28 protein-coding genes and 1 pseudogene are annotated in these 23,017 nt (G+C 70.8%); 14 read left to right on the plus strand and 15 right to left on the minus strand.

Annotated features, from left to right (window positions below):
* Positions 1-6: 6 nt before the first annotated feature.
* The 5 genes from ACO06I_RS15790 to ACO06I_RS15810 all read right to left on the minus strand — a co-directional run bounded on the left by ACO06I_RS15790 (position 7) and on the right by ACO06I_RS15810 (position 4,265).
* Positions 7-309, minus strand: a complete 303-nt coding sequence (locus tag ACO06I_RS15790; protein ID WP_421933513.1) for a putative quinol monooxygenase — start codon at positions 307-309, stop codon at positions 7-9.
* Positions 306-917, minus strand: a complete 612-nt coding sequence (gene leuD / locus ACO06I_RS15795; protein ID WP_421933514.1) for a 3-isopropylmalate dehydratase small subunit — start codon at positions 915-917, stop codon at positions 306-308. The genes ACO06I_RS15790 and leuD overlap by 4 nt, the downstream gene beginning before the upstream one ends.
* A complete protein-coding gene (locus ACO06I_RS15800; RefSeq protein ID WP_421933515.1) occupies positions 918-1,784 on the minus strand; it encodes a VOC family protein in 867 nt (288 codons plus the stop codon).
* The gene (gene leuC, locus ACO06I_RS15805; RefSeq protein WP_421933516.1) at positions 1,781-3,208 is read right to left on the minus strand and encodes a 3-isopropylmalate dehydratase large subunit; all 1,428 of its coding nucleotides are present in this window, start codon (positions 3,206-3,208) and stop codon (positions 1,781-1,783) included. The genes ACO06I_RS15800 and leuC overlap by 4 nt, the downstream gene beginning before the upstream one ends.
* 79 nt (positions 3,209-3,287) lie before the next feature.
* Positions 3,288-4,265, minus strand: a complete 978-nt coding sequence (locus ACO06I_RS15810) for an NAD(P)H-binding protein (protein ID WP_421933517.1) — start codon at positions 4,263-4,265, stop codon at positions 3,288-3,290.
* Positions 4,266-4,354: 89 nt separating this feature from the next.
* On the opposite strand from ACO06I_RS15810, the gene ACO06I_RS15815 reads away from it, so the two are divergent.
* From ACO06I_RS15815 to ACO06I_RS15825, 3 genes are read left to right on the plus strand one after another with little or no spacing between them, the layout of a single operon-like run.
* A complete protein-coding gene (locus tag ACO06I_RS15815; RefSeq protein ID WP_421933518.1) occupies positions 4,355-5,251 on the plus strand; it encodes a LysR family transcriptional regulator in 897 nt (298 codons plus the stop codon).
* Positions 5,248-5,643 (plus strand): GFA family protein, encoded by a 396-nt coding sequence (locus ACO06I_RS15820; RefSeq protein ID WP_421933519.1) that lies wholly within the window; start codon positions 5,248-5,250, stop codon positions 5,641-5,643. Before ACO06I_RS15815 ends, ACO06I_RS15820 begins: the two co-directional genes overlap by 4 nt.
* A complete protein-coding gene (locus tag ACO06I_RS15825) occupies positions 5,640-6,113 on the plus strand; it encodes a GFA family protein (protein ID WP_421933520.1) in 474 nt (157 codons plus the stop codon). The genes ACO06I_RS15820 and ACO06I_RS15825 overlap by 4 nt, the downstream gene beginning before the upstream one ends.
* A gap of 184 nt (positions 6,114-6,297) precedes the next feature.
* Here the strand turns inward: ACO06I_RS15825 and rplS are convergent, their stop codons facing one another.
* A complete protein-coding gene (rplS, locus tag ACO06I_RS15830) occupies positions 6,298-6,711 on the minus strand; it encodes a 50S ribosomal protein L19 (protein WP_421933521.1) in 414 nt (137 codons plus the stop codon).
* 24 nt (positions 6,712-6,735) lie between these two features.
* Entirely contained in the window at positions 6,736-7,446 is a 711-nt protein-coding gene (trmD, locus tag ACO06I_RS15835; RefSeq protein ID WP_421933522.1) for a tRNA (guanosine(37)-N1)-methyltransferase TrmD, read from the minus strand.
* A 106-nt stretch (positions 7,447-7,552) separates the two neighbouring features.
* On the opposite strand from trmD, the gene tesB reads away from it, so the two are divergent.
* Positions 7,553-8,422 carry an acyl-CoA thioesterase II gene (tesB, locus tag ACO06I_RS15840; protein ID WP_421933523.1) on the plus strand — a complete coding sequence of 290 codons (870 nt, stop codon included), beginning with the start codon at positions 7,553-7,555 and terminating at the stop codon, positions 8,420-8,422.
* A 151-nt stretch (positions 8,423-8,573) separates the two neighbouring features.
* Here the strand turns inward: tesB and grpE are convergent, their stop codons facing one another.
* Positions 8,574-9,206: a nucleotide exchange factor GrpE gene (grpE, locus tag ACO06I_RS15845; protein WP_421933524.1), complete on the minus strand. Its 633-nt coding sequence runs from the start codon at positions 9,204-9,206 to the stop codon at positions 8,574-8,576.
* Between the two features lie 2 nt (positions 9,207-9,208).
* Positions 9,209-10,285: a heat-inducible transcriptional repressor HrcA gene (gene hrcA, locus ACO06I_RS15850; protein WP_421933525.1), complete on the minus strand. Its 1,077-nt coding sequence runs from the start codon at positions 10,283-10,285 to the stop codon at positions 9,209-9,211.
* A gap of 106 nt (positions 10,286-10,391) precedes the next feature.
* Here hrcA and rph point away from each other — a divergent pair, with 106 nt between their 5' ends.
* Entirely contained in the window at positions 10,392-11,111 is a 720-nt protein-coding gene (rph, locus tag ACO06I_RS15855; RefSeq protein ID WP_421933526.1) for a ribonuclease PH, read from the plus strand.
* A gap of 335 nt (positions 11,112-11,446) precedes the next feature.
* Here the strand turns inward: rph and ACO06I_RS15860 are convergent, their stop codons facing one another.
* Together ACO06I_RS15860 and ACO06I_RS15865 are read right to left on the minus strand one after the other, a co-directional pair.
* Positions 11,447-11,689 (minus strand): helix-turn-helix domain-containing protein, encoded by a 243-nt coding sequence (locus ACO06I_RS15860; protein WP_421933527.1) that lies wholly within the window; start codon positions 11,687-11,689, stop codon positions 11,447-11,449.
* Positions 11,690-11,691: 2 nt separating this feature from the next.
* A complete protein-coding gene (locus ACO06I_RS15865) occupies positions 11,692-12,222 on the minus strand; it encodes a DUF2975 domain-containing protein (RefSeq protein WP_421933528.1) in 531 nt (176 codons plus the stop codon).
* A 428-nt stretch (positions 12,223-12,650) separates the two neighbouring features.
* Between ACO06I_RS15865 and rdgB the strand changes: the two genes are divergently transcribed.
* From rdgB to ACO06I_RS15900, 7 genes are all read left to right on the plus strand, one after another.
* Positions 12,651-13,250, plus strand: coding sequence for an RdgB/HAM1 family non-canonical purine NTP pyrophosphatase (rdgB, locus tag ACO06I_RS15870; RefSeq protein WP_421933529.1), 600 nt, complete (start codon positions 12,651-12,653; stop codon positions 13,248-13,250).
* The gene (gene hemW / locus ACO06I_RS15875; protein WP_421933530.1) at positions 13,247-14,392 is read left to right on the plus strand and encodes a radical SAM family heme chaperone HemW; all 1,146 of its coding nucleotides are present in this window, start codon (positions 13,247-13,249) and stop codon (positions 14,390-14,392) included. The genes rdgB and hemW overlap by 4 nt, the downstream gene beginning before the upstream one ends.
* Positions 14,393-14,432: 40 nt before the next feature.
* Complete coding sequence (gene rsmI / locus ACO06I_RS15880) at positions 14,433-15,305, plus strand: 16S rRNA (cytidine(1402)-2'-O)-methyltransferase (RefSeq protein WP_421933531.1); 873 nt, start codon at positions 14,433-14,435, stop codon at positions 15,303-15,305.
* Positions 15,302-15,676, plus strand: a complete 375-nt coding sequence (locus tag ACO06I_RS15885) for a YraN family protein (protein WP_421933532.1) — start codon at positions 15,302-15,304, stop codon at positions 15,674-15,676. The genes rsmI and ACO06I_RS15885 overlap by 4 nt, the downstream gene beginning before the upstream one ends.
* Positions 15,677-15,689: 13 nt before the next feature.
* Positions 15,690-16,505 (plus strand): transglutaminase family protein, encoded by an 816-nt coding sequence (locus tag ACO06I_RS15890; protein ID WP_421933533.1) that lies wholly within the window; start codon positions 15,690-15,692, stop codon positions 16,503-16,505.
* A gap of 132 nt (positions 16,506-16,637) precedes the next feature.
* Complete coding sequence (gene gshB, locus ACO06I_RS15895) at positions 16,638-17,585, plus strand: glutathione synthase (protein WP_421933534.1); 948 nt, start codon at positions 16,638-16,640, stop codon at positions 17,583-17,585.
* 135 nt (positions 17,586-17,720) lie between these two features.
* Positions 17,721-19,256 (plus strand): YifB family Mg chelatase-like AAA ATPase, encoded by a 1,536-nt coding sequence (locus tag ACO06I_RS15900; RefSeq protein WP_421933535.1) that lies wholly within the window; start codon positions 17,721-17,723, stop codon positions 19,254-19,256.
* Here ACO06I_RS15900 and ACO06I_RS15905 read toward each other — a convergent pair.
* The 4 genes and pseudogenes from ACO06I_RS15905 to ACO06I_RS15920 all read right to left on the minus strand — a co-directional run.
* On the minus strand, positions 19,239-19,673 hold the full coding sequence (locus tag ACO06I_RS15905) for a hypothetical protein (RefSeq protein WP_421933536.1): 435 nt from the start codon (positions 19,671-19,673) through the stop codon (positions 19,239-19,241). The two genes, ACO06I_RS15900 and ACO06I_RS15905, sit on opposite strands and share 18 nt — an antisense overlap.
* Before the next feature lie 73 nt (positions 19,674-19,746).
* Positions 19,747-20,109 carry a hypothetical protein gene (locus tag ACO06I_RS15910; protein WP_421933537.1) on the minus strand — a complete coding sequence of 121 codons (363 nt, stop codon included), beginning with the start codon at positions 20,107-20,109 and terminating at the stop codon, positions 19,747-19,749.
* Between the two features lie 172 nt (positions 20,110-20,281).
* Positions 20,282-20,659 (minus strand): hypothetical protein, encoded by a 378-nt coding sequence (locus ACO06I_RS15915; protein WP_421933538.1) that lies wholly within the window; start codon positions 20,657-20,659, stop codon positions 20,282-20,284.
* A 124-nt stretch (positions 20,660-20,783) separates the two neighbouring features.
* A pseudogene (locus ACO06I_RS15920) lies at positions 20,784-20,954 on the minus strand (response regulator transcription factor); the annotation flags it as partial.
* A 114-nt stretch (positions 20,955-21,068) separates the two neighbouring features.
* Between ACO06I_RS15920 and ACO06I_RS15925 the strand changes: the two are divergent.
* Positions 21,069-21,458 carry a helix-turn-helix domain-containing protein gene (locus ACO06I_RS15925; protein WP_421933539.1) on the plus strand — a complete coding sequence of 130 codons (390 nt, stop codon included), beginning with the start codon at positions 21,069-21,071 and terminating at the stop codon, positions 21,456-21,458.
* Positions 21,459-21,493: 35 nt separating this feature from the next.
* Positions 21,494-22,993 carry a response regulator gene (locus ACO06I_RS15930; protein ID WP_421933540.1) on the plus strand — a complete coding sequence of 500 codons (1,500 nt, stop codon included), beginning with the start codon at positions 21,494-21,496 and terminating at the stop codon, positions 22,991-22,993.
* The last annotated feature ends 24 nt before the right edge of the window (positions 22,994-23,017 follow it).

Here is a 23,017-nt window from a genome sequence, read left to right on the forward strand (position 1 = left end):
AGAACTTTAAAGCGCGCGCTCGGAGGCGGTCTCGTAGGCGATGAGCCTGCGGTCGCCAACCCCGAACTGGGGCCAGGCGGCGCGCCACGTCGTCATGTGCGGCGTCTGGAAATGGGCGTCGAGGCAGGCCTGGTCGCGCCAGGCTTCGTACACCCGGATCAGGCCGGGATCGGCCACGTCCTGGGCGTAGGCGTATTCCAGGCAGCCCTCCTCCGCCCGGCTGGCGCTCAGCATGGCCAGCATGTGGGGCTTGAAGCGCTCCAGGTTCTCCGGCGGCACGCGGACCGTGCCGGCGATGATCAGGGTCATGCGCCCTCCAGCCAGGGCTCCGACAGGGCGCGCTTGGTCTCGTAGACGTCGATGTCCTTGGCCGCCACCAGGGTCTCGCCGATGGCGTCCAGGCCCTGCAGCATCTTGGCCTTGCGCTGCGGGTCGATCTGGAAGCTGAAGGCGGCCCCGGAGGGGGAGACCACGGTCTGGGCCTCCAGGTCGACAGTCACCAGGTGGTTGCCGCCCTTGGCCTCCTCCATCAGGGCCTGGACCTCTTCGGGTTTCAGGACCACCGGCAGCAGGCCGTTCTGGAAGCAGTTATTGTAGAAGATGTCGGCGAAGGAGGACGAGATCACGCAGCTGATCCCGAAGTCCAGCAGGGCCCAGGGGGCGTGCTCGCGGCTCGACCCGCAGCCGAAATTGTCGCCCGCCACCAGGACGCCCGCGCCCTTGTACTCCGGACGGTTCAGGACGAAGTCGGGCTTCTCGCGGCCCTGCTCGTCGAAGCGGAAGTCGTAGAACAGCCCCTTGCCCAGGCCCTCGCGCTCCACGGTCTTGAGGAACTGCTTGGGGATGATCTGGTCGGTGTCGATATTGGCCATGGCCAGCGGCGCCATGCGCGCATCGAGCTTGGTGAAGGCTTTCATCTAGGCGGTCTCGGTTTCGGCGTTCTGCTGGATGAGGAGGGCCGGGGCGGCGGGGACGCCGGCGCGCAGGGTGAAGACCTTGGTGCCGGGCTTGCGGCCCTTGCGCACCTCGGAGACGTCGAAGCCGGCGTTGGCGATGCGGGCCTGGGCGGCGTCGGCGTCGGTCACCCGCCAGGCCAGGCCGCCGAAACGGTCCGGCGCGTCGCTCACCGGGGTCTTGAGGCTGGCGCCCATCTCCACCACCGCCGAGCCGCAGCGGAAGAACAGCTGGCGCACGCCCCACTGGTCGTTGGACCGGTCCAGGCGCAGGTCGAGGCCGAGCTTGGCGCCATAGATGGCCAGGGCCCGGTCGGGATTGGCGGTGTTGATCACCACGTGGTCCAGCTCGCTCACCGCCGCGGCCTCGCCGTCGATGGCGGGCGACAAGGGCCAGGGCTCGCCGCTGCGGGGTGGGTCGACGAGCAGGATGTTAAGGCCGCCGGTGTCGGCGGCGTTCAGGGCGCTGGTGGTCCAGTAGCGCTTGCGGCCGTCGTCGTGGGTCGAGCGGGTGGGTCCGGGAACCGTGCCCCGCAGGCCCCGGCGCTCGGCCAGCTTCTGGGCCGCAGCGGCGTTCTCCACCGTGAAGGCGATGGCCCAGATCCCCTCGCCGTGCTCGGCCAGGTGCCGGCGGATCGTGTCGCCGAAGGCGCCCTCGCCGTGCGGGGTGATGACGTCCAGCGCCATGTTGGGCAGCTGGAACCAGGCGTGGCGGGCCCCGCCGTCGCCGCCGATCCAGTTGGGCTCGCGGCCCAGCAGGGCGCGGTAGCCGGCCACCGCCGCGTCCAGATCGTTCACCGCCAGCGCGATGTGATCCAGGCCCGTGATCACGGCAGGAACTCGCGCACGTCGACGATGTGGCCGGCGATGGCGGCGGCGGCGGCCATGGCCGGGCTCATCAGGTGGGTGCGGCCGCCGCGGCCCTGGCGGCCCTCGAAGTTGCGGTTGGAGGTCGAGGCGCAGCGTTCCCCTGGCGCCAGGCGGTCGGGGTTCATCCCCAGGCACATCGAGCAGCCCGGCTCGCGCCAGTCGAAGCCCCCGGCCTTGAAGATGGCGTCCAGCCCCTCCTCCTCGGCCTGTTCCTTCACCAGGCCCGAGCCCGGCACCACCATGGCCCGCACGTGGGGGGCCACAAGGCGGCCGTTCAGGAAGGCGTGCTGCACCACCTGGGCGGCGGACCTCAGGTCCTCGATGCGGCTGTTGGTGCACGACCCGATGAAGACCACGTCCACCTTGGCCTCGGTGATCGGCTGGCCGGCGGCCAGGCCCATATAGTCCAGCGCCCGCTCGGCCGAGGCGCGCTTGTCGGGGGTGGCGAAGCTCTCGGGGGCCGGCACCTTGCCGGTGACCGGGATCACGTCCTCAGGGCTGGTGCCCCAGGTGACGGTGGGGGCGATGTCGGCGGCGTCCAGCACCACCTCGCGGTCGAACAACGCGTCGGGGTCGGACTGGAAGGTCTTCCAGTGGGCGAGCGCCATCTCCCAGGAGGCGCCCTTCGGCGCGGCCGGACGACCCATCATGTAGTCGAAGGTCTTCTGGTCGGGGGCCACCAGGCCGGCCCGCGCCCCGGCCTCGATGGCCAGGTTGCAGAGCGTCATGCGGCCTTCCATGGACAGGCCACGGATCGCCTCCCCGGCATATTCGATCACCGAGCCGGTGCCGCCCGCCGTGCCGATGGCGCCGACGATCGCCAGGGCGAAGTCCTTGGCGCCGACCCCGGGACCTGGGGTCCCGTTGACCGTCACCCGCAGGTTCTTGGACTTCTTCTGGCGCAGGGTCTGGGTGGCCAGCACATGCTCCACCTCCGAGGTCCCGATGCCTTGGGCGAGCGCCCCGAAGGCGCCGTGGGTCGAGGTGTGGCTGTCGCCGCAGACGATGGTCATGCCCGGCTGGGTGCGGCCCTGTTCGGGACCCACCACGTGGACGATGCCGTTGCGGATGTCCCCCATCGGGAAGAACTCGATGCGGTTGTCCTTGACGTTGCGCTCCAGGGTCTGGAGCTGCAGGCGCGCCTCCTCGTCGGCCACCGCGCCGACGCCCAGCGCCTGGCCCTCGGTGGGGACGTTGTGGTCGGCCACCGCCAGGGTGCGGTCGGGACGACGCACCGGGCGGCCGGCGGCCCTGAGCCCCGCGAAGGCCTGGGGTGTCGTCACCTCGTGGATCAGGTGCAGGTCGATATAGAGGATGGCCTCGCCGTCTTGCTCCGCAACGACGTGGGCGTCCCAGATCTTGTCATAAAGGGTCTTGCCGGACATGGGCGGCATGTAGGGTCGGAGGGGGGCCTAAGTCCAGCGCCCCGCGACGATTTCACCACCCCGCGCGCAAGGATTTGCCTCAGGCCGCGGCCTTTTGGTCCGTCGGCAGGCAACCTTGACCCTGAAGCGCCACCTTGAGCGCCGTTTCGAGGGGCGTGTGCGGCTCCGCGCCGAGGGTTTTCACCAGCCGGCCATTGTCCAGCAGGACGGCGTTATCCCAGAGGTAGCGCATCTCCAGCATCTCCCGCAGGGTCTCCACGAAGGGGGCGACCGCCCGCATGGCCAGCCAGGGAATCCGCTTCACCGCCAGCCGGCGCCCCGCCACCCGCTCCAGGGCCGCGACCAGGTCGTCGCCGGTGACCTGGTGGCCGCCGAAATTGTAGACCGCCACGTCGGGCAGGGTGGGCTCGATCTCGGCCAGCCGCGCCATGGCGGCGGCGAGGTCGGGCAGATAGGCCCAGGTGTGGCGGATCTCACGCGGACCGGGATAGCTCACCGACCTCAGGGGCTTGTCCTTGGCCACGATCCCCTCGGTCAGCCAGGAGGAGCCGCTCACCGGACCGAAGAAGTCGCCGGCCCGCACGATCAGGCTCCGCACCCCGGCGGCGTGCAGCCGCTGCTCCATCGCCACCCGGATCGCCCCCTTGCGGGTCCTTGGGTTCTGCGGGGAGTCCTCCGTGATCGTCGGGAAGGCGTCGGGCCCGTAGTTGTAGACATTGCCCGGCAGCAGGATCCGCGCGCCGGCAGCCTTGGCCGCGGCGATGCTGGCCTCCATCATCGGCAGGAGCAGGCCCGCCCAATTCCTGTAGCCCGGCGGGTTGGCGGCGTGGACGATCACGCTCGCGCCCTGCGCCGCGGCGGTCACCTCGGCGGCCGACAGGGCGTCGCCCTTCACCCATTCGATGCGCTCCAGGCCCACCGCCTCGCGGGCCGCCCGGGCCGGATCGCGGTGCAGGCCGCGCACGCGCCAGCCCCGCGCCAGCAGGGCCGCGGCCACCTCGCCGCCCACCGATCCCGTGGCCCCGATCACCAGGGCGGTCTTGTCTGAGGTCGCCATGTCGCCATCTCCTGTTCAGAGACCAAGGATCGGCGACCGGGAGCTCAAACGAAATTGCGGATATCCGTGACTCAGCTATTCATAGGCGCATGAGCGATCCGACCTGGGACCTCTATCAGAGCCTCCACGCCGTGCTGCAGGCTGGCAGCCTGTCGGCGGCGTCCCGCGCCCGGGGCCTGACCCAGCCCACCATCGGCCGGCACATCGAGGCCCTGGAGCAGCAGCTGGGCGCCCCGCTGTTCCTGCGCAGCCCGCGCGGCCTGACCCCCACGGACCTGGCCGTCAGCCTCAAGACCCACCTGGAGGAGATGCACGCCGCCGCCGCCGCCGCCGCGCGCGACGCCTCGGGCTCGGCCGACAGCGAGAAGGGTTCGATCCGCATCGCCGCCAGCCTGATCGTTGGCGTCGAGGTGCTGCCCCAGATCCTGGCTGGGTTCATGGAGCGGCATCCCGACATCTCCATCGAGCTGGTGCTGTCCAACAAGATCGAGGACCTGTCGCGCCGCGACGCCGACATCGCCGTGCGCATGGCCCGGCCCACCCAGGGCGCCCTGGTGGCCCGCAAGATCGGCATGCTGGGGGTCGGGTTCTACGCCACCCAGGGCTATATTGACCGGCGCGGCATGCCCCAGAGCCTGGACGACCTGGAGAACCACACCCTCTGCGGCTTCGACCGCGAGCGCCCGGCCCTGGAGGCCCTGGCCGGCATCGACTTCCCCCGGCCGATCACCCGCGACGTCTTCGCCTTCCGCACCGACAATGACGCCGCCCAGGTCTCCGCCATCCGCGCCGGCATGGGGATCGGCGGGGTGCAGCATCAGATCGCCCGGCGCGACGGCCTGGTGCCGGTCCTGGCCAACGCCTTCTCCTTCGAGCTGGAGTGCTGGATCGCCATGCACGAGAACCTGAAGGGCAGCCGCCGCATGCGCCTGATGTTCGATCACCTGGTGGCGGGGTTCGGCGACTATCTGGGCAAGGTCCGGTGAGCCTGACGGGCGGCTGCCTCTGCGGCCAGGTTCGCTATGAGGCGCGCGGCCAGCCGCTGAACGTGCGCTGCTGCCACTGCACGCTGTGCCAGAAGGCGGGCGGGGCGCCGTTCTTCGCCCGGGCCATGTTCGCCGCAGAAGACCTCACCCTCACCGGCGAGACCCTCGACTATCCCACCTCAGCCCGGGTGATGCGCCGCTCCTGCGCCCGCTGCGGGACCCTGGTGTTCAGCCAGCCCAACGATCCCCCGGCCCGCATCGCCATCGCCCTGGCGACCCTGGATGACCCGGACGCCATCGCGCCCGACATGCACATCTTCACCTCCACCAAACTCGCCTGGCTGAAGCTCGACGACGGCCTGCCCCAATATCTGGAAAGGCCCCCCGCATGAGCCGCCTGCCGGCCTTTCCCATCGAGGGCGGCTGCGCCTGCGGCGCGCTGCGCTACCGGCTGAACGCCCCGCCGATCGCGGTCTACACCTGCCACTGCACCGACTGCCAGAAGCTGACCGCCAGCGCCTTCTCCATGGCCATGCCGGTGTTCCGCAAGGACTTCGAGGTCACCCGCGGCGAGCCGGCGACCTGGCTGCGCAAGGCCGCGTCCGGCACGGTGATCCCGCAGCGGTTCTGCCCAGACTGCGGGACCCGGATCTTCACCGAGCCGCCGGGCGGGCCTCATTCGGTGACCATTCGGCCCGGAACGCTGGACGACACCGGCTGGCTTCACCCGGTCTCGGCCTTCTGGGTGTCCAGCGCCCAGCCCTGGGTGCGGTTCGCGGATGATGTCCTGCAATACGAGAAACAGCCCACCGACTTCATGCCGGTGATGAAGGCCTGGAAGGCGTGGGTGGAGGGCGGATAAGCCCCAGCCCCCTCCGTCACGCGCTGACGCGCGCGCCACCTCCCCCGATACGGCCTGCGGTCTGGGGGAGGTGGATCGGCGCGAACAGCGGCGAGACGGAGGGGGCCAGGGCCTCACCGCCGCAAACGAAAACGGCGGCCCCGTCGCCAGGGCCGCCGCTTGAAACTCATAGGCTCGGAAGACCTTAGTCCTCGGCGGTTTCCGCCGGGGCCACGGTGTCCGGCTTGGGCGCGCCGCCGGTGTAGGAGCGTTCGGCGATCCGGGCCGACTTCCCGCGACGGTCGCGCAGGTAATAGAGCTTGGCGCGACGGACGACGCCGCGACGCTTCACCTCGATGGATTCGATCATCGGCGAGTGGGTCGGGAACACCCGCTCCACGCCCTCGCCGAAGGAGATCTTGCGGACGGTGAAGCTCTCGTTGATGCCGCCGCCCTGACGGGCGATGCAGACGCCTTCATAGGCCTGAACGCGCTCGCGCTCGCCTTCCTTGATCTTCACGTTCACGCGCAGGGTGTCGCCGGCCTGGAAGTCCGGGATGGTGCGGGTGGCGAGGAGGCGGTTGCGCTCTTCGTCTTCGAGCTGCTGGATGATGTTCATCGTTCAGTCCTTGGGTCTTCGGGCTTAATCGCCCTTTGGCTGTTGATTGGCGGTTCGCCGCGCCCACAAGTCCGGCCGCTGCTTCCGCGTCGTCTCTTCTCGCTGCTCGCCCCGCCACTTCCGCACCAGGGCGTGATGGCCGCTCAGCAGCACCTCGGGGATATCCAGGCCTTCGAACGTCCGCGGTCGCGTATATTGCGGACCTTCAAGGAGCCCGTCCTCGAAGCTTTCTTCACTCAAGCTCTCGGCCTGCCCCAACACACCCGGGACCAGCCGTACGCACGCCTCGATCGTCACCAGGGCCGCGGCCTCGCCACCGGCGAGCACCGCGTCGCCGACGGCGACCTCCTCGAACCCTCGGGCGTCGAGCACCCTCTGGTCCACCCCCTCGAACCGGCCGGCCAGGACGATCAGTCCCGGGCCCGCCGCCCACTCTTTCACGCGCGCCTGGGTCAGGGGCTTGCCCCGGGCGCTCATATATAAAAGCGGCCGCCCTCGCCGCTCCACGCTGTCCAGCGCAGAGGCGATGACGTCCGCTCGCATCACCTGTCCCGGACCGCCACCCGCGGGGGTGTCGTCGAGGAAGCCGCGCTTATCCTTGGAAAACTGGCGAATGTCCACCGTTTCCAGGGTCCAGAGCCCCTGCTCGCGCCAGGCCGTGCCGATCAGCGAGACGCCGAGCGGGCCCGGAAAGGCCTCGGGAAACATGGTCAGGACGGTGGCGTCGAAGGACATCTGCGGCTTTTGGACCATGCGGGCGGGGATTTCTACCGCCTTGCCCGAGCCGCCCTATGGGCCTAATCCGTCGCCTTTCGCACTTGCAGCATATTTCGAGACCCATATGGACACGCCCGAGAGCCTGATCGAGACCCTGTCGCTGGAACGTCTGGAGCTGAACCTGTTCCGGGGCGTCAGCCCGTCCATGGGTCCGGGCCGGATCTTCGGGGGCCAGGTGATCGGCCAGTCCCTGCTGGCGGCCTATGAGACGGTCGAGGACCGGGTCTGCCACTCCCTGCACTGCTACTTCATCCGTCCGGGCGATCCGCAGATTCCCATCGTCTTCGACGTCGACCGCTCCCGCGACGGCGGCACCTTCACCACGCGGCGGGTGGTGGCCATCCAGAACGGCAAGCAGATCTTCAACCTGGCCGCCTCCTTCCAGGTGGTGGAGGAGGGCTTCGAGCACCAGGCGCCGATGCCCGACGTGCCCGGCCCCGACGACCTGCCCAGCGAGGCCGAGCAGCAGAAGAAGATGCTGGAGAAGGCCCCGCCGGAGATGCGCAAGATGATGTCGCGTCCGCGGCCCATCGAGATGCGCGCCGTCGACGGCAACCCGTTCTTCAACAAGGGCCCCAAGCCCGCCGAGAACAGCGTCTGGTTCCGCTGCCGCGCCCCGATCGGGACCGATCCGCACATGCACCAGGTGATCATGGCCTATGCGTCGGACATGAACATGCTGTCCACCGCCATGCGGCCGCACCGGGTGGAATGGCAGACGCCGGGCCTGCAGTCGGCCAGCCTCGACCACGCCATGTGGTTCCACAAGCCGTCCAACTTCAACGAATGGCACCTCTATCACCAGGACAGCCCCTCGGCGTCGGGCGGCCGCGGCTTCGTGCGCGGCTCGATCTTCGACCGCAAGGGCGACCTGGTCGCCTCGGTCACCCAGGAAGGCCTGATCCGCATGCGCAAACCGGACGCGAAGGCCTAAGATCCCGCCTTCCTCTCCCGCTCGCGGGAGAGGGTAGGGTGAGGGCTCTCGCTGAAGGTCCGTTGTTGCTCCGGCGTCGTGACGCGCAGCCCTGCTGCGCGCCCCCTCACCCTGCCCTCTCCCCCTGAACGGGGAGAGGAAGAGCGCGCGCCTAGGCCTTGGTGTCCACCGCCCCGCCGGCGTCGTCGTCGCCGTGGGCGGCGTCCTGGGCCGCGTAGGGATTGGCCACGCCCGTGGGTTCGCCGGCCGGGGACGGTCCGGTGGAGCCCTTGGCGGCCACCACCACCATGGCCGGGCGGATCAGCCGGCCCAGCAGCTCATAGCCCGGCTGCAGCACCTGGAGGACGCCGCCGCCGGCCACCTCCGTGGAGGGCTGCTCCATCATCGCCTGGTGCTGGTGGGGGTCGAACTTGGTCCCCTTGTCGGGCTCGATCTTCTTGAGGCCATTGCTCTCGAAGGCGCTCTGCAGGGACTTGGCGGTCATCTCCACGCCCACCACGAAGTTCTTCACCACCGTGTCGGCGCTGTCGGCCGGGGCGGCGGTGAGCGCGCGAGCCAGGTTGTCGGCGGCGCCCAGCAGGTCCTTGCCGAACTTCTGGATGGCGTAGGCGCGCGCGTCATTGGCCTCGCGCTCGGCGCGGCGGCGGGTGTTCTCCGCCTCGGCGGCGTAGCGCAGCACCTGTTCCTTCAGGCCCTGGACCTCGGCCTTCAGGGCCTCGATCTGGTCCACCGCCGCATCGGCGAATTCGTTGAGCTCTTCAGCCGGCGTTTGATCGTCGGACATGTTCAATCCTTCACGCGTTCTCGGACCTGGGACAGCACGCGGGCGGTATAGTCCACCAGCGGGATGACCCGGGCATAGTTGAGCCGGGCCGGACCGATCACGCCGATCGCGCCCAGCACCTTCTGTCGGCCCGTCATATAGGGCGCGGCGATCACGGCGGAACCCGAAAGCGAAAACAGTCGCGTTTCGGCCCCGATGAAGATGCGCACGCCCTGGGCCGCGTTCACCCCGTCTAGCAGACCGATGAGCTGTTCCTTTTGCTCCAGATCATCGAACAGCATTCTAACGCGCTCGAGGTCCTCCAGGGTCTCCGGGTCGGCCAGGAGGTTGCCGCGGCCCCGCACGATCAGGGCCCGCTCGGCCACCTCACCCCCGCCCCAGGCGGCCAGGCCGTCCTCCACCAGGCGGGCGGCGGTCTCGTTGAGCTGGCGGCGCGCGGCCTCCAGTTCGGTGCGCATCTCGCGGCCGGCCTCCACCAGGGTCTTGCCCCGCAGGCGGGTGTTGAGGAAGTTGGAGGCTTCCTGCAGGGCGCTGGGGGTGACCCCGGCGGCCAGGGACATCAGCCGGTTCTCCACCGCCCCGTCGTCGAAGACCATGACGGCGAGCGCCTGGTCGGCCGACAGAGAGACGAACTCCACGTGTTTGACCCCGGCGTCGCGCACCGGCGTGACGACGACCCCGGCCCCGCCGGCCAGGCCGGAGAGAATGGCGCTGGCCTCGTTCAGGGCGTCGTCGAAGGTCTGGCCGCGGCCGGTGAGCCGGGCCTCGATGGTGCGCCGCTCCTCCTCGCCGACGTCGCCGACCTCCATCAGGCCGTCGACGAACAGCCGCAGGCCGGCATGGGTCGGCAGCCGACCGGCGCTGACATGGGGCGCGCCCAGTAGGCCCAGCTGGGTCAGGTCCTGCATGGTGTTGCGGATCGAGGCCGGCGACAGGTGGACCCCGCCCTTGGACAGGGTGCGCGAGCCGACCGGGTCGCCGGTCTCCAGATAGCTTTCCACGACGCGGCGGAAGATGTCGCGGGCGCGCTCGTCCAGTTCGGCGAGCGACGGCCCGCCGGTCAACAGCGAGCTGGTCAAGGTTGGTGGCGTGGGCAGGTCAGAACCATGGACGGAACCTCTGTGATCTAGGATAAGCCCGACCCACTGCGGCGCAAGACGTCGCGCTCTTATCCGAGCCCTTCCCATGCGCCCTTCCGACCGTACCCCCGAGCTTCTTCGCGCCGTGACCATCGAAACCGGGGTCAACCGCTACGCCGAGGGCTCCTGCCTGATCACCTTCGGCCACACCAAGGTGCTGATCACCGCCAGCGTGGAGGACCGGGTGCCGGGCTTCATGCGCGGCCGCGGCCAGGGCTGGGTCACCGCCGAGTACGGCATGCTGCCGCGCGCCACCCACACCCGCGGCCGCCGCGAGGCCGCCGAGGGCAAGCAGTCGGGCCGCACCCAGGAGATCCAGCGGCTGATCGGCCGCTCCATGCGCGCGGTGATCAACCCGACCCTGCTGGGCGAGCGCCAGATCTCCCTAGACTGCGACGTCCTGCAGGCCGACGGCGGCACCCGGACGGCGGCCATCACCGGCGCCTGGATCGCCCTGCGCCGGGCGGTGAACTACCTGATGGAGGAAGGGCTGGTGACCACCGACCCGATCACCGACCAGGTCGCGGCCATCTCCTGCGGCATCTACAACGGCACCCCGGTCCTGGACCTGGAGTACGAAGAGGACTCCAACGCCGAGGCCGACGCCAACTTCGTGCTGACCGGATCGGGCGACATCGTCGAGATCCAGGCCACCGGCGAGAAGCGCGGCTTCAGCCAGGGCGAATTCGAGGCCCTGTTCGCCCTGGCCCGCAAGGGCATCGGCGAACTCTGCGAACTGCAGCTCGAGGCCGCGGCCCGCAAGTAGGACGCCGGAACGCAAAACAGGCGGCCCCGCGAGGGACCGCCTGTTCGAATGCGGCCGCCGCCCGAGGGCGGCGGGCTACCTGCTTAGAGACCGTTCAGCAGCTGCCGGAAGGCCGAGGCGGGCAGGCGGGCCAGCTCTTCGGCGAAGGGCGCCATCAGGCGGTCGATCAGGTTTTCAAGGGCGCGAGCCATGGGGAGCTCCTTTGTGCAATGCAGCAAATGTTGCAGTGCATATAAGAGCCAATCCCTTACCTGACAATATCTAAGCACCGCTCAGTCGCATTTTTTGCACCTTCGTGCGCAAAAACCACATCGCACTGCGGCATCACGTCGCTGTTACCCGCCGTCGTCATCGTCCGGCAGGTCGTCGGCGGGGCCGGGTTCGTAGTGCAGCAGGTCGCCGGGCTGGCAATCCAGCTCGCGGCACAGGGCCGCCAGGGTGGAGAAGCGCACGGCGCGGGCCTTGCCGGTCTTCAGGATCGACAGGTTGGCGATGGTGACGCCGACCCGGTCGGCGAGTTCGGTGAGCGACATGCGGCGTTCCAGCAGCACGCGGTCGAGCAGGACACGAATGGGCATGATTAGATCGTCAGCTCCGCTTCGCGGCGCAGGCGCGCGCCTTCGCGGAACACCTCGGCCAGGACAAACACCACCAGGACCGAGAACCAGGCCGTCAGGCTGAGGCCCTGGCTGTCCTTGGTCTGGGCCAGGTCGAGCCACTGGCCGGCGAAGCGGACGCAGTAGCGCACCAGCTCCAGGCTGCCCAGCGCCAGGCCGATCACCCGCAGGCGCAGCACATTGTCGGGGTGGAAAGGATCGCCGGCGGTCAGGGTGGCGAAGATCTGACGCAGGCGGGCGACGATCACCTGCAGGCCGGCCATGTAGAGGGCCGCCGCCAGCAGGCCGCCGGCCAGGACCGGGCCGCGGCTGATCACCTTGGCGCCCTCGACGCTGAGGGACAGGCGGCCGATCAGGTCGGGATTGAAGCTCAGCAGCAGGGCCGCCAGCATCAGCAGGCCCACCACGCCGATCCCGATCCACAGGGCGACATAGACCACATCGAGGATGATCTTCAGGAAGCTCGAAACCGAGCCGGGCCCCAGGGCGCGCATCAACCTTATCTCCCCGCTCGGATGGCTCCGCCGCCAACGCGGCGGCTGGCGGCGGGAAGCGTCAAACTTCAGCATGGGAGCTTAGCGGACCAGGGCCTCGGTCACCAAGGCCAGCACCGGCAGGGCGGCGAGAACCACCACGACCTGCATCAGGGCGCGGTCCATCCAAGTCATCACGGGCGAAAACATCTCTTCATCTCCATCTTGGCCGCCGAGGCGGTTGTGTGTGTGCGGGCGGCCGGTCGCCGTCCATGTCGTTAGTCAATACGGACGCATCGCTTTTCGATCAAGGAAATTATCGAAAAACGATATGAAACATTGGTAATGTTCCTTCTGCGGCCGCCGACATGTGCGCCAACCCCTTGCAATTGAACGGGTCGCGTCGCGCGACTATGGTCCGCCGTCCCGACGAAACCGGAGGTCTTCCCATGGCGCTCAAGCTCGAACCCGGCGCGCGGCTGGTGGTGGCGACCCACAACCCGGGCAAGCTCAAGGAGCTGGCCGCCATCCTGGAGAACCGGTTTTCCCTGGTGAGCGCCGGCGAGCTGGGCCTGGCCGAACCCGACGAGACCGAGACCACCTTCGCCGGCAACGCCCTGCTCAAGGCCCGCGCCGCGGCCCAGGCCAGCGGCCGGATCGCGCTCGCCGACGATTCCGGCCTGTCGGTGGCCGCCCTGGACGGGGCGCCGGGCATCTTCTCGGCCCGCTGGGCGGGACCCGGGAAGGACTTCAGCCAGGCGATGGGCAAGGTGGAGGAGCGGGTCGAGGCCTCGGGGTCGGAGGACCCCTCCTGCTGGTTCACCTGCGCGCTGGCCGTCGCCTGGCCGGACGGCCCCGCGGTGGTGGTGGAGGGCCGGATCGACGGAACCCTCACCTTCCCGGGGCGCGGGACCCTGGGCTTCGGCTATGACCCCATCTTCACGCCCCTGGGCCACCACCAGACCTTCGGGGAGATGGACCCCGCCGCCAAGGACGCCATGAGCCATCGGGCTCTGGCCTTCGCCAAGCTCAAGGCCGCCATCCTTTGACGCCGCTGGGGGTCTATATCCACTGGCCCTACTGCGCCCGGATCTGCCCCTATTGCGACTTCAACGTCCTGCGCGACCGCGGCCGGGGTGAGGAACAGGCCGCCCTGAAGACCGCCATCCTCGCCGACCTGCGCCGCCACCGCGAGCTGACCGGCCCCCGCGAGCTGACCTCGATCTTCCTGGGCGGCGGCACCCCCTCCCTGATGGACCCCGACTGGGCGGGCGAGATGATCGCCCTCTGCGCCAGCCTCTGGACCCCGGCCGCGGATCTGGAGGTCAGCCTGGAGGCCAATCCCACCGACGCAGAGGCCGGGCGGTTTTCGGGCTTCGCCGCCGCCGGCGTCCAGCGCCTGTCGCTGGGGGTCCAGGCCCTGGACGACGCCAGCCTGGCGATGCTGGGGCGCAACCATGGGGCCGACGAGGCCCGCCGCGCCGCGGCCCTGGGGGCCAGGGTCTTTCCCCGCCTGTCGCTGGACCTGATCTACGCCCGCCCCGCCCAGACCCCGGTGGCCTGGCGCGCCGAACTCGCCCAGGCCATCGACCTGGGGGCCGAGCATCTCTCGCCCTACCAGCTCACCATCGAGGCCGACACCGCCTTCGACCGGGCCGTGAGACGCGGGACCCTGGTTCCGCCGGGGGAAGACCTGGCCGCCGAGCTGTTCGACGTGACCCAGGAGACCCTGACCGCTGCGGGCTTTTCCGCCTACGAGGTCTCCAACCACGCCCGCGGGCCGGCCGCCCGCTCGCGGCACAACCTCGTCTACTGGCGGGGCCAGGACTATGTGGGGGTCGGACCCGGCGCCCACGGCCGCCTGACGCTCTCGGGCGCGCGCACCGCCACCCTCGCCGCCGCCCGTCCCGCCGACTACATCGCCCGGGTCGCCGAGACCGGCCTGGGCTGGGCCACGGGGGAGGCCCTCACCCCCGAGCAGGCCGCCGAGGAGCGGTTGCTGGCGGGCCTGAGGATCGAGGAGGGGGTTCCCTTCGCCGAGCTGGCCGCCCTGGCCCTGACGCCGGAGACCCCGGAGGTGGCGCGCCTGACGGAGGCCGGGCTGATCGCCCCGGACGCCGCCCGCCTGCGCGCCACGCCGGCCGGCCGCCTGGTGCTGAACTGGGTCACCAGCCGGCTGGCCCTGGCCTGAAGGGTTGCCATCGAGGCCCTGACCGGCGAAGCCTTGGCCCATGTCCCCCCGCCCGCCGCCCCCCGCCCTGTCCGACGCGCCCCTGGCGCCGGGCCTCTATCTGGTGGCCACCCCGATCGGGAACCTGCGGGACATCACCCTGCGCGCCCTGGACGTGCTCTCCGCCGCCGACCTGGTCCTGGCCGAGGACACCCGCGTGGCCGGCAAGCTGCTGGCCGCCTATGGCCTGTCCAAGAAGCTGGAGCGCTATGACGAGCACTCCGCCGATCGGGCCGGGCCCAAGGCCCTGCAGGTCCTCAGCGAGGGCGGGCGCGTCGCCCTGGTCTCCGACGCCGGCACGCCCCTGGTCTCCGACCCCGGCTACCGCCTGGCCCGCGAGGCGATGGCCGAGGGCCTGCCGGTCTATCCGATCCCCGGCGCCTCGGCCCTGCTGGCGGGGCTGAGCGTGGCCGGCCTGCCCACCGACCGCTTCCTGTTCGCCGGCTTCCCGCCCCCCAAGAGCGCGGCGCGCCGGACCTTCCTCGAGGAGCTGGCCGGCCTGCGCGCCACCCTGGTCTTCTTCGAGGGCGGCAGCCGCGTGGCCGCCAGCCTGGCCGACATGGCCGCCGTCTTCGGCCCCCGCGAGGCCGCCGTGGCCCGGGAGCTGACCAAGCTCTACGAGACGGTCACCCGCGCGCCCCTGGACGTGCTGGCCGCCGACAAGCGGTTCTCGGCGCCGAAGGGCGAGTTCGTCATCGTCGTGGGGCCGGGCCGGGAGGAAGCCGCCACCGCCGCCGACGTCGACACCGCCCTGCGCCAGGCCCTGGAGCGCCTGGGCACGGCCGACGCCGCCGGCGAGGTGGCCAAGGCCCTGGGTCTGCCCCGTCGCGACCTCTATCGCCGGGCCATGGAGCTGAAGGCGGACAAGCCGTGAACCCGATCCGCCAGGCCCGGGGCGCGGCGGCGCGGCTTTCCGGACGCCGTGCGGAGATCTGGGCGGCGGTCTGGCTGATGCTGAAGGGCTACCGCATCCTGGGCTTCCGCCTGAAGACCCCCCAGGCCGAGATCGACCTGCTGGCCCTGCGCGGCGGGGTCCTGGCGGTTGTGGAGGTCAAGCAGAGGACCACGATGCTGGCGGCCCTGGAGGCGGTGAGCGCCGATCAGCGGGCCCGCCTGCGCCGCGCCGGAGCCACCCTGGCGGCCCGGCGGCCGGCCCTGCAGAAGGCCGCGGTGCGCCTGGACCTGATCGCCCTCGCGCCCGGCAGACTTCCGAGACATAGTCCCGACGCCTGGAGAGGCGCGTAAGGGTTTTGTCTGCATGACTCGTGAGGACGCCGAGACCTATCTGACCCAGGCGGGTCAGTGCGTTGACGGGGACTTTCCCCTGCTGGAAGCGGCCATCGCCTGCGCCCTGCACGAGGATCCCAGCCGGGACGCCCAGGCCGCCCGCGACCTCGGCGAGGTCGGGGTCGACCGCCTGACCCAGCGCCTGGCGAGCGAAAGCCCGGAGGAGGCCCTGGCCGAGGCCATGGCCGGCGACCTCGGCCTGGGGGGCGACCTCTTCACCTACGAACACCCCGACAACGCCGACATCCTGGCCGTCGCCGAGCGGCGCAAGGGCCTGCCGGTGGCGCTCGGGGTCTATTACCTGCACGTCTCGCGCCGATGCGGCCTGAGCGTCCAGGGGGTCGACTTCCCCGGCCACTTCCTGCTGCGCATCGAGACCCAGGAGGGGCCGCTGGCCCTGGACCCCTATGCGGAGGGGCGGGTGGTCCTGCCCTCGGAGCTGACGCGCCGGGCCCTGCACGCCGGCCTCACCCCCAATGTCGCCGACCGGCTCGACCGGCTGATGGCCCCGGCCCCCGACCGGGCGGTGCTGATCCGGCTGCAGAACAACATCTTCGCCCGCGCGTCCGCCGCCGGCGACTTCGCCCGGGCCGAGCGGGCCGCCCTGCGCCGGGCCCTGCTGGACCCCCTGGATCACCGCCCCTGGCTGGACGTCGCCGCCGCCCGCGAGGGCCAGGGAGCCCTGGCCGGCGCCCTGCAGGCCCTGGCCCAGGCCTCCTCCCTGGACGGCGGCGCGGCGCTGGCCGCCCGGGCCCATCGCGAACGGGTCCGCCTGAAGCTGAACTGAGCGCCGCCCGGAATTCCAGAGCCTGACGGGCGCCTGAACCGCTCCCCACTTCAGGCTGTCACGCTCTCGGCGCTGGCGCATCGTGTCCCCCCGAACTATCTGAGACCCCTCAGCCGTTCAGGAAGCCCGCCCATGTCTTTGAAGGTCGCCGTGCAGATGGACCCCCTCGAGGGGATCAATATCGAAGGCGATACGACCTTCCTGATGATGCTCTCGGCCCAGGAGCGGGGGCACAGCCTGTGGGTCTACACGCCTGAGCGCATGGCCCTGGAGACCGGGACCCTGACGGCGCGGGGCCGGTCGGTGACCGTCCAGGCGGTGAAGGGCGACCACGCCCGGTTCGGCCCCTGGGAGGTCCGCGACCTGTCGGAGTTCGACGTCGTCCTGCTGCGCCAGGACCCGCCCTTCGACATGGCCTACATCACCTCGACCCACTTCCTGGACGCCATCCACCCCAAGACCCTGGTGGTCAACAACCCCACCGAGGTGCGCAACGCCCCGGAAAAGCTGTTCGTCACCACCTTCCCCGGCGTGCAGCCGCCGACCCTGATCACCTCGGACCTGGAGGCGATCTACGAGTTCCGCGCCCGCCAGGGGGACATCGTGCTCAAGCCCCTGAACGGCGCCGGCGGCTCGGGCGTGGCCCGGCTGCTGGCGGACGACCCCAATCTCGACGCCATGCTGGACCTGCACCGGATGATCAGCCGCGAGCCGGTGATCGCCCAGAAATACATCCCGGCGGTCACCAAGGGCGACAAACGCATCCTGCTGGTGGACGGCGAGCCGGTCGGCGCCATCAACCGGGTGCCCAGCGCCGGCCAGATCCGTTCCAACCTGGCCGTCGGGGGCCGGGCCGAGGCCGTGGAGCTGACCGCCCGCGACCGCGAGCTGTGCGGGATCATCGGGCCGGAGCTGAAGCGCCGGGGCCTGATGTTCGTCGGCATCGACGTGATCGGCGACTTCCTCACCGAGATCAACGTCACCTCCCCCACCGGGGCCGTCGCCCTGAAGCGTTTCACCGGCGTCGACGCCACCGTGGTGATGTGGGAACGGGTTGAAGCCCTTCGCGCCAAGGTCTAGCTTGTGAGGTGAGAAGACCGTCCTAGGTGACGGAATCATCTCATCTTCTCATTAGGTTCCTTTTTTGTTCTTGATCCGACCCGCGCCGCGTGCTGGGGTTGTGGATAAATCATGCTCAAATTGAGGACGTGAGACATGGCCGCGCGCGTCGTCACCATGGCCTTCCAGGGGGTCGAGGCCCGCCGCGTCGATGTCGAGGTGCAGCTCACCGGCGGCGAGTTCGCCTTCATCCTGGTGGGGCTCGGCGACAAGGCCGTCGGCGAGAGCCGCGAACGGGTGCGGGCGGCCTTTTCCGGACTTGGCCTGTCGCTGCCGGGCCGGCGGATCATCGTCAACCTGGCGCCGGCCGACCTGCCCAAGGAGGGCAGCCACTACGACCTGCCCATCGCCCTCGCGGTCATGGCCGCCATGGGGGTCATCCAGCCCGACCGGCTGACCGACTGGGCGGCCATGGGCGAGCTCTCCCTCGACGGGCGGATCGTCCAGGTGGCCGGCGCCCTGCCGGCCTCCGTGGCCGCCGGGGCCATGGGCCTGGGCCTGATCTGCCCGGAGGCCTGCGGGGCCGAGGCCGCCTGGGCCGGGGAGACCCCGGTGCTGGCCGCCCCCTCCCTGATCTCCCTGGTCAACCACTTCCGCGGGACCCAGATGCTGGCGCCGCCGAGGCCAGGCGCCATGATCGACGGCGAGCGGGTTCCGGACCTGCGGGAGGTCAAGGGCCAGGAGAACGCCAAGCGCGCCCTGGAGATCGCCGCGGCCGGCGGCCACAACCTGGCCTTCACCGGGCCGCCGGGCTCGGGCAAGTCGATGATGGCCGCGCGCCTGCCCGGCCTGCTGCCGCCGCTCACCCCCGCCGAGCTGCTGGAAACCTCGATGATCCATTCGGTGGCGGGCCTGATCGCCAGGGGCGAGCTGACCCGGGCCCGGCCGTTCCGCAGCCCCCACCACTCGGCCACCATGGCGGCGCTGACCGGCGGCGGCGTCCGCATCAAGCCCGGCGAGGTGTCCCTGGCCCATAACGGGGTGCTGTTCCTCGACGAGCTGCCGGAGTTCTCGGCCCAGGCCCTGGACAGCCTGCGCCAGCCCCTGGAGACCGGCGAGGTGATCGTCGCCCGGGCCAACGCCCATGTGCGCTATCCGGCCCGCTTCCAGCTGGTGGCGGCGCAGAACCCGTGCAAGTGCGGCCACGGCGGGCCGGGCCGCGGCGCCTGCGGCCGAGCCCCGCGCTGCCAGACCGACTATCAGATGAAGGTCTCGGGGCCTTTCCTCGACCGCGTCGACCTGCAGATCGAGGTCCCGCCGGTGAGCGCCGCCGACCTGGCCCTCCCCGCGCCGTCGGAGGGCACCGCGGAGGCCGCCGCCCGGGTGGCCCGGGCCCGGGACCTGGCCGCCGAGCGGGCCGCCCGCTCCGGCCACGAGCGGGCCGAGCCGATCAACGCCCGGGCCGAGGGGGACTGGCTGGAGACCATCGCCGACCTGGATCCGCCGGCCCGCGCCCTGCTGGCCAAGGCCGCCGAGGCCAATGGCCTGACGGCGCGGGGCTGGACCCGCACCCTGCGCCTGGCCCGCACCATCGCCGACCTGGAGGGGGGCGGCGCGATCAAGCGGGTGCATGTGGCGGAGGCGCTGATCTACCGCCGGGTGGGCGCCGGCGGCCTAAGTCCCGTCGGCTAGACCCGTCCGCCGCTCGCGGTGAGCGGTCCAGGCGCCGATCGCCAGCGCCCCCAGCACCAGATAGCTCCAGATCACCAGGGCGCGGAAATAGGCCAGGGTGCGGACGCCGGGATCGACGGCGATGGCGATGTGGGTGACCACCGCCAGCAGCTGGAAGGCGGCGGCGAACAACAGCCAATTGCGGTCGGTGGTGACCGCGAACCAGACCAGCACGCCGAAGAACATCGCATCGACGATGAACACCCCCCACTGGGGATCGAGCAGGACCGTGCGGTAGGTCAGGGGGGTGAGGATCCAGGCCGCCAGGTTGGCCAGGGCGATGACCCGCTCCGGCCCGCGGCCCCGCCACAGGGCGAAGCCGGAGACCAGGAACATCAGGATCGTCCAGGTCTGTTGGGCGAGCGTGGCGAAGACCAAGAGAATCGAGCCCCTGCAATCCCTAGTCAGGGGCTCGATCTTGTCAGAAGCCGCCGGTGGTGAGTAGCGGCCTTTAGGCGGCGCGCCCGGCCCTGGCCACGGCGCGCAGGTTCGGCGCGTCGCCGGCGGTCATCTGCGGCTTGGGCAGGGAGTCGCCGTACATCACCGCGCCCAGGCCCATCTGCTTCTGGGCGATGCTGAGCTCCATATGGGTCTCGCAGATGGCGCGGCGCGCGGTGGCCAGGGCGGCGAAGGCTTCGCCGGCCCGTTCCACGGCGCCCTGGCCGATCAGGGCCGAGATACCGGCTTCACCGCGCAGGCCCGGCATGATCCCGGCCAGGGCGGCGGCCTTGGCCAGCGCCGCGTCGATGGCGGCTTCGGCTTCGAAGAGGCTGGCGGCGACCTGGTCGGCCATGAGGCGGCGTTGCTTGAGCATGAGCGATCTCCTGCGCGCCGGAGAGCCCCCGGCGCGTTGCTGCTGAAAATTGTCGGCTTGAGGTCTGGTTAGGCGAGGTCTTGCAGGGCGTGCAGGCCGGCCAGCATCCCCCCGAAGGCGAGGGCGGTGATGATGGCGATAAGACCGATCAGCCCCAGTCTGACGGCGGGACTTAGGGCATTTCGGCCGATCCCTCCTGAGGGGGCTGAAAGCCCTCGTCCAAGAGCGCCCAGGTCATGCAGAGGATTTCGCGCAGGACCATTTCCGGCGGCTTGAACCGCGACATCTTGCGGGTGGCCGAGACCAGGTCCCGGGCCATCTCCGCCTTCACCGGACAGCCCGCCAGGTCGGCGAGCTGACGTTCCAGCTGGGTCCAGGTGAAGGCCGGAGCCGGAGCCTCCCGCGCCTCCGTCTCGGGCCAGCGGGCTTCGAAGGCCGCCACCTCCCGGGCCAGCCGCAGCGCGCGGTTGAGCGCGGCCCGCTGCTCCAGGTCCTCCCAGTCCCGCTGATCGGGATCCACCTCCAGCAGGGCTCGCATCCAGTCGGTCATATTCGCGGTCTCCCTCGTCGCCCTCAGAAGGCGGCGGGAAGGGGCGATTGTCTGTCCTGATCGGGTCCTGTCCTGACGCGATCAGGACATCCCGGTCATGGTCGGCCAGTCGGCGGGCGGCGGCGTAGCGGTCGTCGACCCCGAGTTTGCGGCGCGCGCGGTCGCAATAGGTGTCCACCGAGGTCTTCGACATCCCCAGCTCGCGGGCGATCTGCTTGGAGCTCAGGTGACGGTCCACCAGGCGCAGACACTCACGCTCTCGCGGCGTCAAAAGCTCGATGGGATTCCCGGTCATGTCTTGCGCTCAGCCCCAAGCCAGGCAAGCTAACGACTCGCGCGGACGTTCGTCCAGCCGTAACGGCGCAGCTACGGACTTTCGCTTTTTCTTCAGGCATTTGCGGGAGCGGCCATGCCCCTCGACGACGCCACCGGACCCCACCCCACGGACCTCGCGATCGGCGCCCGCATCCGCCTGCGACGCAAGTCGCTCGGGATCAGCCAGGGCGCCCTGGCCGAGCGGATCGGCGTAACCTTCCAGCAGGTCCAGAAGTACGAGCGCGGGACCAACCGGGTCTCGGGCTCCACCCTGGTGGCCGTGGCCGCCGCCCTGGAGACCACGGTGGGCTGGCTGGTGGGGGAGGAGAGCCCGGCCGGCGGCGACGCCGAGGCGGTGCTGGCCCTGCTGGCGGCCCCCGGCGCCCAGGAGCTGCTGGAGGCCTTCGCCGCCATCCGCCGGGGCTCGACCCGCCACGCCCTGATCTCCCTGACCCGCGAGATGGCCGAACACCTGGGCGCTTGACCGACCGTTAAGCCGCCGGCGCCTAGGCTCATCCCATGGCCCGCACGATCCCGACCGCCCCGCCCGCCCCCGACGCCCGCGTCAGCGCCGAGCAGCTCGCCTCCCTGAGCCACGAGTTCCGCACGCCCCTGAACGGCGTGCTGGGCATGGCCCGCCTGCTGGAGGGCACCGGCCTCACCGCCGAACAGAAGGCCTATGTCGCCGCCCTGCGGGAGTCGGGCGAACACCTGCTGAGCCTGGTCAACGACGTGCTGGACTTCGCCAAGCTGGGCGCCGACAAGATCGAGCTGCACCCGGCCACCATGGACGTGGAGGGCCTGCTGCGCTCGGTCAGCGAGCTGCTCTCGCCGCGGGCCCAGGAAAAGGGGCTGGAGATCGCCTGGGCCGCGCCCCCCGGCATCGGCCAGGCCCTGGCCGATGAGGGCCGGCTGCGCCAGATCCTGCTCAACTTCGCCGGCAACGCCGTGAAGTTCACCGAGACCGGCGGCGTCCTGCTGACCGTGGCCGAGGGCGCGAAGGGCCGGCTGCGCTTCAGCGTCGCCGACACCGGGCCCGGTGTCACCCAGGCGGCCCGCGAGACGATCTTCGAGGCCTTCGCCCAGGCCGACCCCTCCTATGACGGGGTCCAGCTCGGCGGCGCGGGGCTGGGCCTGGCCATCGCCCGCAAGCTGGCGGCCTCCATGGACGGCGAGGTCGGCGTCGAGGACGCCCCCGGCGGCGGGGCCCTGTTCTGGTTCGAGGCGGCCTTCCCGCGCCTGGGCGGAACCTCCGAGGCCGCCCTGGCCGGCCATGTGGTGGGGGTCATGTCCCCCAACCCCGTGGTGGCCGAATCCGCCCGCCGGCAGATCGAGGCGGCCGGCGGCGTGCCGGTCAACGGTCAGGACCGGATGGCCGAGGTGCTGCTGGTGGACCACGCGCTCGCCCCCAGCTGCCCGCCGGACGCCCGGCCGGCCATCATCCTGCTGCCCCCCGACCAGCGGGCGCGGATCGACAGCTATCGGGCCCAGGGCTTCGCCGGCTACCTGATCAAGCCCCTGCGGCGGGCCTCGGTGGCCGAGCGGGTGCTGGCGGTGCTGGGGGAAGGCCCCCATCGCGCCGAGGCCCCGGAGGACGAACGCATCGCGCCCGCCATGGCGCCCGGCGCCCGGGTGCTGCTGGTGGAGGACAACGCCATCAACGCCCTGCTGGCCCGCACCCTGCTGGCCCGCGAGGGCTGCAAGGTCGACCACGCCGGCGGCGGCGAGGAGGCCATGGCGGCCCTGAAGGTGGGCCGCTACGACCTGATCCTGATGGACATGCGCATGCCCGGCATGTCGGGCCTGGACGCCACCCGCGCCCTGCGGGCCGCCGGAGTCGACACCCCGGTGGTGGCGCTCACCGCCAACGCCTTCGAGGATGACCGCCACGCCTGCCTGGACGCCGGGATGAACGACTTCCTGGTCAAGCCGCTCGCCCCCGACGCCCTGCGCGGGGTGCTGGCCAGGCTCAGCCGCGGCGGCTGGACGGAGACCGCGGACCGCGCCAAGGTCGGCTAGAGTCGGGGCTCGCCCCGGACGCCT

It is taken from the genome of Phenylobacterium sp. (genome assembly GCF_965229015.1).
GTDB lineage: Bacteria > Pseudomonadota > Alphaproteobacteria > Caulobacterales > Caulobacteraceae > Phenylobacterium.

What these genes read in the sequence shown, in the direction of transcription:
- ACO06I_RS15910 (WP_421933537.1), bottom strand. Translation starts at nt 20,109, where the DNA reads ATGCTCAAGCAACGCCGCCTCATGGCCGACCAGGTCGCCGCCAGCCTC.
- ACO06I_RS15915 (WP_421933538.1), bottom strand. Translation starts at nt 20,659, where the DNA reads ATGACCGACTGGATGCGAGCCCTGCTGGAGGTGGATCCCGATCAGCGG.
- leuD (WP_421933514.1), bottom strand. Translation starts at nt 917, where the DNA reads ATGAAAGCCTTCACCAAGCTCGATGCGCGCATGGCGCCGCTGGCCATG.
- ACO06I_RS15890 (WP_421933533.1), top strand. Translation starts at nt 15,690, where the DNA reads ATGACTCGTGAGGACGCCGAGACCTATCTGACCCAGGCGGGTCAGTGC.
- ACO06I_RS15900 (WP_421933535.1), top strand. Translation starts at nt 17,721, where the DNA reads ATGGCCGCGCGCGTCGTCACCATGGCCTTCCAGGGGGTCGAGGCCCGC.
- ACO06I_RS15865 (WP_421933528.1), bottom strand. Translation starts at nt 12,222, where the DNA reads ATGCGCGCCCTGGGGCCCGGCTCGGTTTCGAGCTTCCTGAAGATCATC.
- ACO06I_RS15860 (WP_421933527.1), bottom strand. Translation starts at nt 11,689, where the DNA reads ATGCCCATTCGTGTCCTGCTCGACCGCGTGCTGCTGGAACGCCGCATG.
- gshB (WP_421933534.1), top strand. Translation starts at nt 16,638, where the DNA reads ATGTCTTTGAAGGTCGCCGTGCAGATGGACCCCCTCGAGGGGATCAAT.
- rdgB (WP_421933529.1), top strand. Translation starts at nt 12,651, where the DNA reads ATGGCGCTCAAGCTCGAACCCGGCGCGCGGCTGGTGGTGGCGACCCAC.
- ACO06I_RS15925 (WP_421933539.1), top strand. Translation starts at nt 21,069, where the DNA reads ATGCCCCTCGACGACGCCACCGGACCCCACCCCACGGACCTCGCGATC.
- ACO06I_RS15810 (WP_421933517.1), bottom strand. Translation starts at nt 4,265, where the DNA reads ATGGCGACCTCAGACAAGACCGCCCTGGTGATCGGGGCCACGGGATCG.
- rplS (WP_421933521.1), bottom strand. Translation starts at nt 6,711, where the DNA reads ATGAACATCATCCAGCAGCTCGAAGACGAAGAGCGCAACCGCCTCCTC.
- ACO06I_RS15790 (WP_421933513.1), bottom strand. Translation starts at nt 309, where the DNA reads ATGACCCTGATCATCGCCGGCACGGTCCGCGTGCCGCCGGAGAACCTG.
- rph (WP_421933526.1), top strand. Translation starts at nt 10,392, where the DNA reads ATGCGCCCTTCCGACCGTACCCCCGAGCTTCTTCGCGCCGTGACCATC.
- rsmI (WP_421933531.1), top strand. Translation starts at nt 14,433, where the DNA reads ATGTCCCCCCGCCCGCCGCCCCCCGCCCTGTCCGACGCGCCCCTGGCG.
- ACO06I_RS15815 (WP_421933518.1), top strand. Translation starts at nt 4,355, where the DNA reads ATGAGCGATCCGACCTGGGACCTCTATCAGAGCCTCCACGCCGTGCTG.
- trmD (WP_421933522.1), bottom strand. Translation starts at nt 7,446, where the DNA reads ATGTCCTTCGACGCCACCGTCCTGACCATGTTTCCCGAGGCCTTTCCG.
- leuC (WP_421933516.1), bottom strand. Translation starts at nt 3,208, where the DNA reads ATGTCCGGCAAGACCCTTTATGACAAGATCTGGGACGCCCACGTCGTT.
- ACO06I_RS15825 (WP_421933520.1), top strand. Translation starts at nt 5,640, where the DNA reads ATGAGCCGCCTGCCGGCCTTTCCCATCGAGGGCGGCTGCGCCTGCGGC.
- tesB (WP_421933523.1), top strand. Translation starts at nt 7,553, where the DNA reads ATGGACACGCCCGAGAGCCTGATCGAGACCCTGTCGCTGGAACGTCTG.
- grpE (WP_421933524.1), bottom strand. Translation starts at nt 9,206, where the DNA reads ATGTCCGACGATCAAACGCCGGCTGAAGAGCTCAACGAATTCGCCGAT.
- ACO06I_RS15930 (WP_421933540.1), top strand. Translation starts at nt 21,494, where the DNA reads ATGGCCCGCACGATCCCGACCGCCCCGCCCGCCCCCGACGCCCGCGTC.